The organism is Methylobacterium sp. BTF04 (genome assembly GCF_010692745.1).
In the GTDB taxonomy this organism is placed as follows: domain Bacteria; phylum Pseudomonadota; class Alphaproteobacteria; order Rhizobiales; family Beijerinckiaceae; genus Methylobacterium.
The window spans coordinates 133,617-147,494 of sequence record NZ_JAAHTB010000006.1; the positions used below are offsets into that span (position 1 = coordinate 133,617).

The 13,878-nt window shown below is 65.5% G+C and carries 13 protein-coding genes, 1 tRNA gene and 1 pseudogene; 8 read left to right on the forward strand and 7 right to left on the reverse strand.

Annotated elements, in window-relative coordinates; all coding sequences use genetic code 11:
- Positions 1–62 precede the first annotated feature (62 nt).
- Positions 63–908, reverse strand: a complete 846-nt coding sequence (locus tag G3T14_RS06030) for a WecB/TagA/CpsF family glycosyltransferase (protein WP_163641027.1) — start codon at positions 906–908, stop codon at positions 63–65.
- A gap of 17 nt (positions 909–925) precedes the next feature.
- The gene (locus G3T14_RS06035) at positions 926–2,161 is read right to left on the reverse strand and encodes a glycosyltransferase family 4 protein (protein ID WP_246732957.1); all 1,236 of its coding nucleotides are present in this window, start codon (positions 2,159–2,161) and stop codon (positions 926–928) included.
- Between the two features lie 686 nt (positions 2,162–2,847).
- Between G3T14_RS06035 and dps the strand changes: the two genes are divergently transcribed.
- A complete protein-coding gene (gene dps / locus G3T14_RS06040) occupies positions 2,848–3,399 on the forward strand; it encodes a DNA starvation/stationary phase protection protein Dps (RefSeq protein WP_163641028.1) in 552 nt (183 codons plus the stop codon).
- Between the two features lie 283 nt (positions 3,400–3,682).
- On the opposite strand, the gene G3T14_RS06045 is transcribed toward dps, so the two are convergent.
- Positions 3,683–3,758: transfer RNA gene (locus tag G3T14_RS06045), tRNA-Thr, on the reverse strand.
- Positions 3,759–3,982: 224 nt separating this feature from the next.
- Between G3T14_RS06045 and G3T14_RS06050 the strand changes: the two genes are divergently transcribed.
- The 3 genes from G3T14_RS06050 to G3T14_RS06060 are packed head-to-tail and all read left to right on the forward strand — an operon-like array spanning position 3,983 to position 5,573.
- On the forward strand, positions 3,983–4,468 hold the full coding sequence (locus G3T14_RS06050) for a TerB family tellurite resistance protein (RefSeq protein WP_163641029.1): 486 nt from the start codon (positions 3,983–3,985) through the stop codon (positions 4,466–4,468).
- Complete coding sequence (locus tag G3T14_RS06055; protein WP_163641030.1) at positions 4,465–4,860, forward strand: CidA/LrgA family protein; 396 nt, start codon at positions 4,465–4,467, stop codon at positions 4,858–4,860. The genes G3T14_RS06050 and G3T14_RS06055 overlap by 4 nt, the downstream gene beginning before the upstream one ends.
- A complete protein-coding gene (locus tag G3T14_RS06060; protein WP_163641032.1) occupies positions 4,857–5,573 on the forward strand; it encodes an LrgB family protein in 717 nt (238 codons plus the stop codon). The genes G3T14_RS06055 and G3T14_RS06060 overlap by 4 nt, the downstream gene beginning before the upstream one ends.
- A 9-nt stretch (positions 5,574–5,582) precedes the next feature.
- On the opposite strand, the gene G3T14_RS06065 is transcribed toward G3T14_RS06060, so the two are convergent.
- Both G3T14_RS06065 and G3T14_RS06070 read right to left on the reverse strand, forming a co-directional pair.
- Entirely contained in the window at positions 5,583–7,691 is a 2,109-nt protein-coding gene (locus G3T14_RS06065; RefSeq protein WP_163641034.1) for an ABC transporter ATP-binding protein/permease, read from the reverse strand.
- 127 nt (positions 7,692–7,818) lie between these two features.
- Positions 7,819–8,157, reverse strand: a complete 339-nt coding sequence (locus G3T14_RS06070) for a hypothetical protein (RefSeq protein WP_163641036.1) — start codon at positions 8,155–8,157, stop codon at positions 7,819–7,821.
- 151 nt (positions 8,158–8,308) lie between these two features.
- Here G3T14_RS06070 and G3T14_RS06075 point away from each other — a divergent pair, with 151 nt between their 5' ends.
- The 4 genes and pseudogenes from G3T14_RS06075 (at position 8,309) to G3T14_RS06085 (ending at position 11,622) form a co-directional block, all read left to right on the forward strand.
- Positions 8,309–8,941, forward strand: a complete 633-nt coding sequence (locus G3T14_RS06075; protein WP_163641038.1) for a 2OG-Fe(II) oxygenase — start codon at positions 8,309–8,311, stop codon at positions 8,939–8,941.
- 594 nt (positions 8,942–9,535) lie between these two features.
- Positions 9,536–9,703 (forward strand): annotated as a pseudogene (locus tag G3T14_RS24965) (TadE family protein); the annotation flags it as partial.
- A 51-nt stretch (positions 9,704–9,754) separates the two neighbouring features.
- Entirely contained in the window at positions 9,755–9,976 is a 222-nt protein-coding gene (locus G3T14_RS24970; protein WP_246732968.1) for a hypothetical protein, read from the forward strand.
- Positions 9,973–11,622, forward strand: a complete 1,650-nt coding sequence (locus G3T14_RS06085; RefSeq protein ID WP_163641040.1) for a TadG family pilus assembly protein — start codon at positions 9,973–9,975, stop codon at positions 11,620–11,622. The genes G3T14_RS24970 and G3T14_RS06085 overlap by 4 nt, the downstream gene beginning before the upstream one ends.
- Before the next feature lie 73 nt (positions 11,623–11,695).
- Here G3T14_RS06085 and groL read toward each other — a convergent pair whose 3' ends face one another.
- Complete coding sequence (gene groL / locus G3T14_RS06090; RefSeq protein WP_163641042.1) at positions 11,696–13,345, reverse strand: chaperonin GroEL; 1,650 nt, start codon at positions 13,343–13,345, stop codon at positions 11,696–11,698.
- Between the two features lie 91 nt (positions 13,346–13,436).
- Positions 13,437–13,724: a co-chaperone GroES gene (gene groES / locus G3T14_RS06095; RefSeq protein ID WP_163641044.1), complete on the reverse strand. Its 288-nt coding sequence runs from the start codon at positions 13,722–13,724 to the stop codon at positions 13,437–13,439.
- Between the last annotated feature and the right edge of the window lie 154 nt (positions 13,725–13,878).

The window sequence follows — 13,878 nt, forward strand, 5'->3', positions numbered from 1 at the left end:
ATTTTACGAAATGCCGTAGGGGTCGCCGTTGCTGCCGCGAGCAGCCAAAGGCCCCGCCGCCGCTACGTCCGCCGGATCGCCTCTCGCAGTACGATGGCGATGAAGCGGGGGACCACGGTGGCGTAGCGTCGCGACAGGCGACGCGGTTCGCGGATCAGCCGGTACAGCCATTCGAGCCCGGCACGCTGCAGGACCTTCGGCGCCCGTGGGATCGCGCCGATGTTCACGTCGAAGGCCGCGCCGACACCCATCGCCACCGTTCCGGGCAGGTGCGGCGCGTGGGCATGCATGAAGAGTTCCTGCTTGGGCGTCCCGAGACCGATCCACAGGACCTGTGCGCCGCAGGCACCGATCTTCGCCCGCATCGCCTTGGTTTCGGCGTCGGTCAGCGGACGAAACGGCAGGGTCTCGTATCCGGCCACCGCCAGGCCCGGCACCCGCACCTGCATCTCGCGGGCGAGCGTTTCCGCGACGCCGGGGCCTCCGCCGAGGAAGTAGTGGCGCCAGCCGTGCGCGAGGCCCGCCCGGCACATGGCTTCCACCGATTCGATTCCGGGCACCTGAGCGATGGCGTCGTGCCCGCGCAGGCGGCCGATCCAGGCGAGCGGCCGGCCGTCGGCACACACCAGGAGGGCGGCCTCGTGCGCGTCGCGCAACACGGCATCGTCCTGTGCCCGCACGATGCCGTGGGCATCACGGAAGACCACGAACGCGCCCGGCACCGCCCGGCCGCGGGCCAGCCGCCGGGCGAGCGCGGCGGAGAGGCCCTTCATATCGGTGATCGAGACCGGCACGCCGCCGAGCCTGTAATAGGCAATGCCGGGATCGTGCCCACGGGCCGGTCCGTGCCGTTCGGGTTTCTGCAAAACGATGTCTTCGCCCTCTGACACGGAGGAGATATCGGCCATGGCTCGGTCTTCTCCCGTCATCGCGTCGAAATCGGTTGCTCTGCGGCGCGGGCCGCAATCGCATCCCGGTAGATCGTGAGCGCCTGGGCGGTGACGGATGCCTCCGTCCAGGTCCGCTCGTAGGTCTCCCGCGCCGCGGCCCCCATCCGGGCCGTGGTGTGCGGTTCGTCGATGATCCGATCCAGCGCGCGCGCGAGATCGGCGGGATCACCGGCCTCGGCGTGGAGACCGGTGACGCCGTCTACCACCAGGTCGGCGAGGGCACCGATACGCGAGGCCACCACCGGGGTCGCGACGGCGAACGCCTCGGCGATCACCATCGGCAACCCCTCGTAGCAGAGCGAGGGCACCACGAGGGCGGCCGCCGCCTCCATGGCTTTGCGGACCGCATCACGATCGCGGTAGCCGATGAGCGTGAGATTGGGGACATCGCGCAGCATCGCTTCGAGGGGCCCTTCGCCGATGACGCGGATGGGTGCCCGCGTCAGCGCGGCCGCGGCGATCAGCGGCGCGATCCCCTTCTCGGTGCTGAAGCGGCCGACGAAGAGAATCCCCGAACGGGGACCGTTTTTCGGCACACCCGGATCGGCGAGCCCGTTGGGCTTGACCCTGATCCGGCTGGCCGGGACCCCTGCGGCAAGAAAACGGTCGCGTGCAAACGCACTCAAGGCGATGAAGCGGTCGACGTCCCGCGCCCACGTGCCCCTGCGACGATGGACGTCGATCATCCGGGCCACCGCCAGCGAGCCGAGCCGCGAGCCGCGATAGCACCGGTAGCGCACGGCATTGTAGGGCGATCCGTCGATGCACCGTTCGCACGGGGCGGAATCCCGCATCATGATGCCGTTGGCGCAGGTGATGCGGAAATTGTGCAGCGTCTGCACCGTCGCGGTACCGGTCGCCCGGATCGCGGCATGCACTCCGGGCGAAATCAGCGGAAACACGTTGTGGATATGGACGACGTCCGGCCGAAAGGCACGGGTCGCTGCCACCACGGCCGCAATGCCGCGTGGTGCCTGCGGCGCTTCCCAGGCGGTGCGCAACCGGTCGAGGGTGGTCTCGATCGATGCGTTGTCGAAGAAGAGGGTTTCCACTGTCTGACCGGCGCGACGCAGGCTCTCGACCTCCTGCTCGACCACCGCGTCCTCGCCGCCGCGGATCTGATAGCGGTTGTGCACCACGAGGATACGCAGCGGCGGCAGCGGGGCGTCGAACCGAATCAGGCGGACGTCATCGGGTGCAATCGGATTCATCGTGGCGTGCTCGATTACACGGCCGGGCGGACATCGATGCAGCGGCACCGAACTGCCCTATCGGAATCCACTGAACGAGAAACACCCGTCGACAACATGCCGTGCCTGTCTGTGCGCCGCCCGAGCAGCGTGAACGATGAAACGCGAAGGCCGGCTTGAGTGAGACGACCGAAAATCCTGACTTCAGCTAAGTGAACTGTCCTGATAAAAAAATCGCTTTGAACTCAAAACAAACAGCGCCGAAGGGTCTGACTTAGTTCATAGCAAGATGAACGGTTGGTTATATCACAGCGCGACGTTTTGTATGATTTTATACAATGAGGGTCAATCCGCACCGCACGCCGATGGAAGGCCGCGTTTCGAACGTCAGGCGGTGACCCGAAAAATCGGGGAACCCTGGGGCCGCACGCCGAGGCGGCACGACGCAGGCCTTTCGCAATGATCGGCTCGGATTGGCCGCGTACGAAGACAAGACCCAGCCGAGGCGTGGCGTTCTCCGATCCGGTGAGAACCTACCCACACAGAACGTTGCATTCGAGGAACACCGCGCGGCGCCTGTCGTTGTTGGGTGTGAACGGCCCTGCGGCAGGCGTCTACGCCCGACCCAGGACGAGACGGTCGCCCAACGGACGCGAGAAAATTCTCAGAATCCCGCGGCGGCCTTCCTGAGAGACAGAGGACTCACCATGGCAGACAAGGCGAATAACGGTCGTCAGCGCCTCCACGAGACGCAGAACGGCACCAAGTCCAATGCAAAGCGCGTGTCCATCGACGTGCTGTCGGCGCGACTTTCGGACGGAATCGACCTCGCGCTCGACGTCAAGCAGGCGCACTGGAACCTGAAGGGTCCGCAATTCATCGGCATCCACGAAATGCTCGACGGGTTCCGCACCGAACTTGACGATTACAACGACAAGGTCGCGGAGCGCATCACGCAGCTCGGCGGCACCGCGCGCGGCACCGCCGTCTCGGTGGCTGCCGATTCGAAGCTAGCGCCTTATCCCCTCGACGCCTACGCGGTCGCCGATCACCTCGCCGCGCTGATCGATCGGTACGGCGCCTATGCGAACTCCGTACGCGAGAACATTGACGAGACCGATGAAGCCGGCGACGCCGGAACCGCAGACCTCCTCACCGAGGTGTCACGCGGCGTCGACAAGCAGCTTTGGTTCCTCGAGGCCCACGTCCAGGAGCCGACCGGCACCATGCGTGACGGCGACCACGCCGGTAAGCGCTGATCCTATCGAACTGATGTTGATGGGGTGTCGTATCGCGACACCCCATTTTTGTATCAGCGACCTCATTCGAGCGGGTGCTGAGAAAAGAATCGTTGCCGGTCCCAGGACCGCTACAGCGAGAACCGCGGCCTTTACAGGTTAAGGGCTGAGATTGGTCTATCGCTCGAAAGCGCGCGGCTGAGCGGATCGGGTCGGGATTATACCCCCGACGCGGCCTCAAGCTTCGTGGCCGCGAACTCGCGTCGAACGAACCTGCCGGCGTGCATTGTCGGGAGAAAATGACTGGTGCCGCAAGAGGGATTCGAACCCCCGACCCCCTCATTACGAATGAGGTGCTCTACCAGCTGAGCTATTGCGGCGAGATCCAAACGGAAGAAGCTTCCGGGGCGGACCGTTCGGTGAGCGTCATATCGCTCCGATCCGAGTCTGGCAAGATGCGAGTTGGCGCCGGATCAGGGCGGAAGACGATGCAGCGCGGACACGGTGACAGCGTATCTCAGTCTCGCCCTGCGTAGGAGCAGTCCTGTTGCTTGACGGGCCCCGGCCCGGACTCAAAGGGTTGTGACGTTCCAGAAGGATCGTCATGTCGCTGATCACCCGCCTTCGCGCCTACGCCGCCGACGCCTTCGGCATCGCCGGGCAACCGGACGTCGCGGAGGAGGCCGACGAACGCCTCGCGGCGATCGCACTGCTGGTTCATGTCGCGCGCGCCGACGGCGTTCTTGCGCCCGTGGAGACCGAGCGCCTGGCGCGGCTCGTCGAGGGCCGTTTCGCGCAGACGCGGGTCGAGGCCGAGGCGCTGATCGCGCGCGCGGCCGCCTTCGACGCACAGACTCGCGACATGGCGGTGCTGGTCGAGATGATGGGGCATGAGCCCGATGCCGAGGCGCGCCGGCGCCTCTTGGCGATGGCCTGGTCGGTCGCCAATGCCGATGGCGTCATCCACGAATTCGAGGAGGCGTTGGTCTGGCGCCTCGGGCGCCTGCTCGGCTTCGACGATGCCGCCATCGGGCAGGCTCGCGAGGGCGTCGGCGACGGTCGCGGCCTCACGGCGCCATCCGCCCAATGATCGTCAGCCTGACCCTGATCCTGGCCGCCCAGCTTCTCGGGGAGGCGCTGACGCGCGCCCTCAACCTGCCGGTGCCAGGGCCGGTACTGGGCATGGCGCTCTTGCTGGTGTTCTTCATCGTCCGCGACCGATCGCTGGCGGTATCGCGAAAAATCCTGCCGCCGCCGCTGGTCGATGGGCGCCTGGAGGAAACCGGGAAGACCCTGCTCGCCAACCTTTCGCTGATGTTCGTGCCGGCGGGCGCCGGCATCGTCGGGCGCCTCGACGTCCTTGCGGTGCAAGGGACCGCCCTCGCCATCGTGGTTCTGCTCTCGACGCTGATGACGCTGGCGGCGACCGCGTTCACCTTCGTCGCCGTATCGCGCTGGCTAAAGCCGGGGGAGGGCCGGTGACCGGCGAATTCGCCGTCTGGGTCTACCTGTCGCGCACGCCTCTGCTCTGGCTGACCGTCACGCTGATGGCCTACGTGGTGGCCGACCGGATCGCCACGGCCACAAACCGGCATCCCCTCGCCAATCCGGTGCTCATCGCCATCGCGATCACGGCCTGCATCCTGAAGCTGACCGAGACGCCCTACGCCACCTATTTCGAAGGCGCGCAGTTCGTCCACTTCCTGCTCGGCCCGGCCACCGTCGTCCTCGCGATTCCGCTCTACGAGTATCGCGCCACCGTCGTGCGCTCGCTGGTGCCGATGCTGGCGGCGCTCCTCGTCGGTTCGGTGGTGGCGCTGGCCTCGGCGTTGATCCTGGCGAGCGCGCTGGGGATCCCGCGTGACGTCATCGTTTCGATCGCACCGAAATCGGTGACGACGGGCGTGGCCATGGGCATCGCCCAGACCTTGGGGGGAGACCCGACCTTGGCGGCCGTCATCGTCATGCTCACCGGCATGACCGGAGGCATCCTGGTGACGCCGCTGATGAACGTCCTTCGCATCAGGGACATGCGCGCGCGGGGCTTTGCCGCCGGACTCGCCGCACATGGGGTCGGCACGGCGCGCGCCTTTCAGGTGAACGAGGTCGCCGGTGCCTTCGCCGGCATCGCGCTCGGGCTCAACGCCTTCGTCACCGCGATCCTGGCGCCGGTCGCGGTGACGTTCTTGCGGTAGGCTTTGGGGCTACTCGGCGGCTGCCGGCACCGGCGTCGGCACGAAGCGGCCGTCATTGGCTACCCGCATGTCGACGCGCCGGTCGTGCAGGGCATGCAGGGTCGAACGATGGCCGATCGACACGATGGTAGTGCCGGGCAGGCGCTCGCGCAGCATCCGGTAGATCGCCGCTTCGCTCGGCTCGTCGAGGGCCGCGGTGGATTCGTCGAGGAACAGCCATTCGGGCTTGGCCAGGACCGCTCGGGCGAGGGCCAGACGTTGCTGTTCGCCCCCCGACAGGCGCTGATCCCAGGCATCGATCTCGTCGAGGCGATCGGCGAGTTGCGGCAATTGGGCCGCCACCAGTGCGTCGCGGATCTGCGCGTCGGAAAACTGGTCGGTGGTCGCCGGATACACCACGGCACCGCGCAGGGTGCCGAGCGGGATATAGGGCCGCTGCGGCAGCACCAGCGCCGACTGGCCCGCGGGCACGTCGATGCGGCCCTTACCGAACGGCCAGATGCCGGCGATCGCCCGGAACAGGGTCGATTTGCCGGATCCCGAAGGACCGGTGAGGAGGGTGGCGCCGCCCTTGGACAAGGTCAGCGTGTCGGCGGCGACGATCTCGCGGCCATCGGGCAACCCGATGGTCAAACCCTGCGCCGTGACGTCGGCCGTCGTCGCATTACCCTGGGCGAGACCGTAACCGGCACCGGAGAGGGCCTCCGCCTTGGTCATCGCCCGCTGGAACGAGGACAGACGATTGGTATTGGCTTTGTAGGCCGCGATCGTCGTGTAGGCGTTGATGAAGAACGACAGCGACGATTGCACGTTGCTGAAGGCGTTGATCGTCTGTTGAAGCGCTCCGAAGGTGATCTTCTTGGTAAAGTAGGACGGGGCGGCGATGACGAGCGGTACGATGGTGCTCGCTTGCGCGTAGCCGAAGCTGAACGCGATCAGCTTGATGCGCCGGTAGATGATGTCGACGTAGTTGCCGATGATGTCCTGGAAGAGCGAATGCAGCCGGACGGTCTCGGCGCGCTCGCCCCGCAGAAGCGCGATCTGCTCACCGTAGATTCGGCTGCGGGCGAGGGAGAAGCGGAAATCCGCCTCGACCCGCTCCTGCCGGAAATCGAGCCCGATGAGCGGACGTCCGATGACGTGGGCGAGCCACGTTCCGACCACCGCATAGGCGATGACCGCCCAGACGAGGAAGCCCGGCACCACCGTATCGGTGAACGGCAGTACGAAGTCGCGCGACAGCGTCCACAGGATGACGATGAATGACACGAGCTGCGCCGCCTGCGACAGCAGACGGGTCGAGAGGCTCGCAGTCTGTGAGATGAAGGCGTTCACGTCCGCCTGGATCCGCTGATCCGGGTTGTCCGCGCTCTCGTCGGTGAACGGAATGCGGTAGTGCGTCCCGTTGCCGAGCCAGCGCTGGTAGAAGCTGCGCGTGAGCCAGGTCCGCCAGCGGATGTGGAGGGACTGATCGACGAACACATCGAACATCCCGATGCAGACGTTCAGGATCGCGAGCGGTACGAACACCCAGGCGATCTGGTACCAGAAGACATCCAGATTGTATTCTTGGATCGCGTTGAAGAGATCGCGATACCAGAAGTTGAAGCGCAAGGTCAGCGCCACATCGGCGAAGCTGACGAAGATCGACAGGGCCACGAGGCGCTGGCCGACCTTACCCTCGGTGCGGCCGAACCAGCGGAACAGGCCGATCTCGCGCGTCGGTGCGTCCCGAGTGGCGAAGTACGGATCGGCGATGAGCGTGATCGCCTGGATCGGCTTGAGGTGGGAAACGCCGAGCACGATGGCGGCGAACACCACGGCGCCGGTGGCGGCGAAGGCCGGGGGCAGCAAGGCCGCAAGCGTCGGCGGGAGCAGACCGAACGCGGCAAGCTGTTTTGCGCCGGCGAACAGCAGATATCCGATGCCGTAGACCGAAACGAAGATCTTGAGATAGGCCGAGAGCCGGCTCGATGCGAGCAGGATGCCCACCATGGCGAGGCCGCTCAAGCCGACATAGAGCGGCGGTGCGGGTTCTCCGGGGAAGACCAGAAGCACCAGGGCGAAGATCGCCGTGACGGCGGCCTGTAGGCCGAGACCCGTCTTCAATACGGCCACGCGCGTCTCCTTTGCCCGATCTTTCGCTCTGCGGTACTCCGCCGGGTTCGGGACCCCACGCGGCATTGCAGGCGGGTCGTGGCGAGATCGTGGCGCGCGGCTCAGCAGATCATGAGCGGGCAGGCACCTACCAGTCCCAGTCGCTGAACTCCGGATCGCGGCATCGATAGCCGATCGGGCATTCCATGTTGTCGCGGGTGGGTACGAAGCGCAGCTCGGCGATCTCGGTCATGTCGCACTGAGAGCGATCGCGCACGAACCGCTCCAGGGTCGGACCGCCGGCCATCAAGAGGATCGCGCCTTTCGCCTTCACCAGCGCCATGGCCTCGGAGCAAGTCATCCGCTGCGTCGACGATGCCGGATTCTGTGCACTCGCCGACGTCGCAAGGACGACGCAGAGGGTAAGGGCGAGGCGTCTCGTCACGATGGCTCTGGGCCGTTCATTGTTGCTGATACGGCCAAGCATGGCAGTTTCCGCGTGTGCCGGAAAGGTCTTGCCGTCCCGTTGCCGCAATCGGGAGGTCTATCCACCGGCATTGCACCCGATTGGGGGTGCGCCAAAACCACGCGCGATCGAGGCCGGTCCTCGGTTCGCTTGCCGGGACGTAGGGCCAGCCATGTCGGGACTGTCGATCCTCAACCTCGATGCCGTACGCGCCGCGCCGCTGGCACGCGAGCCCTACAGCTATTTTCTCGGCAACGACGTGCTCAAGCGCGAAGCCATCGATGAGATCCGCCAGGATTTCCCCGCCATCGCCAAGCCCGGCTACCTCACCGTCGACGAAGTCGGCCTCAAGGGCCGCTTCAAGGCGCTGATCGACGAACTCGAGAGCGACGAATTCTCCCGCATTCTCGGCGAGAAGTTCGGTATCGATCTCGTCTCGTGCCCGCGCCTCACCACGATCATGAAGCGGAGCCAGCCGAAATACGGCTCGATTCACACCGACGGCCCGTCGAAGGTGATGACGCTGTTGATCTACATGAACGACGCCTGGGACGCGCCGGCCGCCGGGCGCCTTCGGGTGCTCTACGACGGCAAGAACTATGCGCCCTTCGCGGTGGAGGTGCCGCCGACCATGGGCACCATGTTCGCCTTCCTGCGCTCCGACAATTCCTGGCATGGGCACGAGCCGTTCGAGGGTGAACGCCGGGTGGTCCAGGTCGCCTGGGTGAAGGACGCCGCCGAGTTGGAGCGCAAGAAGAAGCGCAACCGCACCGCGCAGTTCCTGAAGGGGATCTTCGGCCGCTAGAGCATCGCATCAAAAAGTGGGTGCCGCTTGTCGGTAAAAAGCGGTTCACGAACAAAACCTTAGAGCAGTTTTCCGGGCGTTGTGTGCCGGCTCGCGTGGCGACCATGCGACCCGACGAAGCGGCTCTACCGCATTATCCCGAGAACCAGGAGATCAGGTGCGGGATCGCGCCGGTCCCCCAGGGCCCGCGGATGTTCACGACGGGCTTCTCTCCGAAAGCCGTGCCTCTGGACATCGGCGAGCGACTTCATCGGCAGCATGTCGGCCAGGCGCCGATGGCCGAAGCGCGAGAGCCGATAAGCAGCCGTCTCATTCCGAGGATCTGGATCTCGCTACGACCCGGAGATCTTCCCGGGCGGATCGCCTGATCGCGGGTGTCGTTACGCCATCTCGGGACCGGTCCCGGCGCCTGAAAGCCGTGCATATTCAAGGTTGCATGACTTTGCGGCCGCGCCGACAGATTCGGCGCGAAACAAGTCATCGACCCAATGGAATTGATTTCGAATATTAACCGAAAGATTCCGTTAGAGAATCTTTGCCATCGTGGATTGTGCGGGCAGGTAAATTTTTTAAATCCAAGGTAATCGTATGCGCATGGCATGGAGACCTACTGAACAACGGACGGGATTATTAAATTGCGCACAAGGTAGTTCTGCCGTCGAGTTCGCGCTCCTAGTTCCTATCCTACTCATTATTTTTGCCGCGATTATGGTCTTCGGCATCTATCTTGGCGCATCGCACAATCTGAGACAGCTCGCATCGGATGCCGCACGTGCGTCCATTGCAGGCGTCAGCGATCAGGAGCGTGGTGTCTTGGCGCGTCAGCGCGTCGCCAGCGCTCTTGCCGACGGGGCGATGTTCAAACCTGGAACCGTGGACGTGCAGATCGGGTCCGATCCGGCCGATTCCACGCTCTACACCGTCACCCTCAGCTTCGACGCACGGAACCTGGGGTTCTCCGGACTCTCGGGTCTGGTGCCGATTCCGCCGGATCTCATCCGCAGCAGCGTCAGCGTCCGCCGAGGTGGGCTGTGACGGGCGGCTGGCTCTCGGATCGGCGCGGATCCGTCGCCGTCTTCACGGCCCTCGGCTTCACAGTACTCCTGGGGGCGGCGGCACTCGGGATCGATATCGGCGCGATGGTGGTCGCACGGCGCAAGGCGCAGGGGGCCGTCGATATCGCGGCAACGCTCGCGGCTGCGAATCCCGCCTTGGCCGATGTCCTCGCGCGTCGCTCGCTCTCGGATAACGGCTACGGCGCCAATGCGACGATCACGGTGCAGGCCGGAACTTATGCCGGGGATTCCAAGGTTCCGGTCGATCAACGCTTCGTCGTGGGGGCTTCGCCGGCGAGCGCCGTGCGTGTCGCCATGCAGACCGCGACCCCGACGTTCTTCGCACCCGCGATCGGCCTCGGCCGTGAGGCCGCGATTGGGGTGAAGGGCATCGCCGCCTCGGCCCAGTTCGCATCGTTCACCATCGGCTCCGGCCTCGCCAGTCTGGATGCCGGAATCGCCAATGCGATCCTCGGGGCGATGCTCGGCAAGCCGATCTCCCTGTCGGTGATGGATTACAACGCGCTCGCATCGACCCGGATCGACGCCTTCCGCGTGCTCGACGCGTTGGCGCCGACGCTGAATCTGCAAGCCGGCAACTACACCGATATCGTGGCCGCCAACGCCACGGTCGGGCAGATCGCCGCCGCGCTTCAGGTCGCCTCCAATGGCGTCGTCGACGGCAGCGGGGCCGCGTCCGCGTTGGCGCAGATCACCTCCGCTCTGCGCGGTGGCGGAACGCCGGTTCACGTCGGACAGGTCATCGACCTCGGCGATGCCGCAGCCCTGACGCCGGGCGCGGGCACGAAGGGGCCGATGATCAGCGCCATGGATGCGCTCTCCGACGCCATTTCGCTGGGTAACGGTCAGCGTCAAGTTTCAGTGGATCTGGGTCCCGCGATCCCCGGATTACTGCGCACGCAGATCACGCTGGGGATCGGCGAACAGAAGCAGAGTTCGGGCTACGTCCAGCCGGGGAGCGCCAATTCCACGGTGATGACGGCGCAGACGCGTCTGTTGATCGAGTCGACGATCGCGCTGCCCCTGGGGCTCGGCTCGGTCACCCTGCCGGTCTATCTCCAGATCGCGATGTCGCGGGCGAGCCTGCGTTCGATGAGTTGCCCGTGGTCGTCCCAGGGGCGGCGTCAGGTCGTCCTCGACGCCCAACCCGGCGTCGCAGACCTCGCCATCGCCGACATTCCGAAGGCACTGATCGATCCGGCGACCCAGCCCCCCGACCTGTCGCAGCCAGCGACACTTCTACGGGTGGCGCCGGCCCTCATCGTGACTGGCCGCTCGCGCGCCACGCTGGCGAGCCCCTACATGCAATCCGTAACCTTCAGCGACGACGACATCACCAGGCATACCGTCCGGACGGTCTCGTCCTCGGGACTGGCGCAATCGTCGGTGGCGAGTCTGGTCCAATCGCTGACCCTGAGCGTGAACGGCCTCGGCCTCCTCGCACCGGGTCTCGTCACGGCGACGCTCGGTACGGCCCTCGGCGTCGCCGCACCGAGCATCGATGCGGTGCTCGACAACACGCTGCGCACCATCGGCATCCGTGTCGGCACCGCCGATCTGAGCGTCGACGGCACCCGCTGCGATCAGGCGGTTCTGGTGCAGTGATCCGGGCGATCGCAACGAAAAAGGGGCCGCCTCGCGGCGACCCCTCTGCGTGTCTTTGGATGAGCCGGACTTCTTAGAAGTCCATGCCGCCCATGCCGCCGCCCATGCCGCCACCGCCCATCGGGGCGCCGCTGTCCTTCTTGGGAGCGTCGGCGATCATGGCCTCGGTGGTGACGAGGAGACCAGCAACCGAAGCCGCGTCCTGAAGCGCAGTGCGGACGACCTTGGCCGGGTCGACGATGCCGGCCTGGATCATGTCAACATACTCTTCGGTCTGCGCATTGAAGCCGAAGGTGATCGAGTCGGTGTTGTCGGTGATCCGGCCGACCACGATCGAGCCCTCGACGCCGGAATTGGCGGCGATCTGGCGGATCGGGGCTTCCAGAGCCTTCAGCACGATCTTGATGCCGGCCTGGACGTCCGGGTTGTCGCTCTTGAGGACGCGAACGGCCTCACGGGCGCGGAGAAGGGCGGTGCCGCCGCCGGGGACGATGCCCTCTTCCACCGCAGCGCGGGTGGCGTTGAGCGCGTCGTCGACGCGGTCCTTCTTCTCCTTGACCTCGACCTCGGTCGCGCCGCCGACGCGGATGACCGCGACGCCGCCGGCAAGCTTGGCCAGACGCTCCTGGAGCTTCTCACGGTCGTAGTCAGAGGTGGTCTCTTCGATCTGAGCCTTGATCTGGCCGACGCGGGCTTCGATCTCGGTCTTCTCGCCGGCACCGTCGATGATCGTGGTGGTCTCCTTCTCGATGCGGATGCGCTTGGCGCGGCCGAGCATCGGGAGGGTGACGTTCTCGAGCTTGATGCCGAGGTCCTCGGCGATCATCTGACCCTGGGTCAGGATCGCGATGTCCTCGAGCATCGCCTTGCGGCGATCGCCGAAGCCGGGAGCCTTGACGGCAGCGACCTTGAGGCCGCCGCGCAGCTTGTTCACGACGAGCGTGGCCAGAGCCTCACCCTCGATGTCCTCGGCGATGATGACGAGCGGCTTGCCGGTCTGCACCACGGCCTCGAGCACCGGCAGCATCGCCTGCAGCGACGACAGCTTCTTCTCGTGGATGAGGATGTAGGGGTCCTCGAGCTCGGCGACCATCTTCTCCGCGTTGGTGATGAAGTACGGGGAGAGGTAGCCGCGGTCGAACTGCATGCCCTCGACCACGTCGAGCTCGGTCTCGGCGGTCTTGGCCTCTTCGACGGTGATGACACCCTCGTTGCCGACCTTCTGCATGGCATGGGCGATCATCTCGCCGATTTCCTTGTCGCCGTTCGACGAAATCGTGCCGACCTGGGCGACTTCCTCGGACGAGGCGACCTTCTTGGCGCGGGCGATGATGTCCTTGACCGCAGCCTGCGTGGCGAGGTCGATGCCGCGCTTCAGGTCCATCGGGTTCATGCCGGCGGCGACGTACTTGGCGCCTTCGCGGACGATGGCCTGGGCCAGAACGGTGGCGGTGGTGGTGCCGTCACCGGCGATGTCGTTGGTCTTCGAGGCCACTTCGCGCACCATCTGGGCGCCCATGTTCTCGAACTTGTCGGCGAGCTCGATCTCCTTGGCGACGGTGACGCCGTCCTTGGTGATCCGGGGAGCGCCGAAGCTCTTCTCGATGACGACGTTGCGGCCCTTGGGGCCCAAGGTCACCTTGACGGCGTCCGCGAGAATGTCGACGCCGCGCAACATCTTCTCGCGGGCCTCAGAGCCGAAGCGTACTTCTTTCGCTGCCATGTTGGATCCTCATGAGGTTTGAAAGCCCCGAGTCGCCGCGATCGGGGCGCTCGAAGGGCTCGAATGGGAAGAAGGAAGAGGGCGGTTCGCTTTAAGCGACGACGCCCATAATGTCGGATTCCTTCATGATCAGGAGGTCCTGACCATCGATCTTGACCTCGGTGCCGGACCACTTGCCGAACAGCACGCGATCACCGGCCTTTACGTCGAGCGGATTGATCCGACCGGCTTCGTCACGGGCGCCGGGACCGACGGCGATGATCTCGCCCTCTTGCGGCTTCTCCTTGGCGGAATCCGGGATGATGATGCCACCCTTGGTCTTCTCTTCGCCTTCGATGCGGCGGACGACGACACGGTCGTGCAGCGGACGGAACTTCATGAGCTGCCCTCTTGCTTCAAATTCGTTGATGGCGTTGATGCGGCGCGGAAGCGCGCTCAACCCTGGCCGTTAGCACTCTCATAGGGTGAGTGCTAACGCTGGCGCCGAGTTAGGCGCGTGACCTTCGGGAGTCAAGGGTTTCGCACGTTCCGGC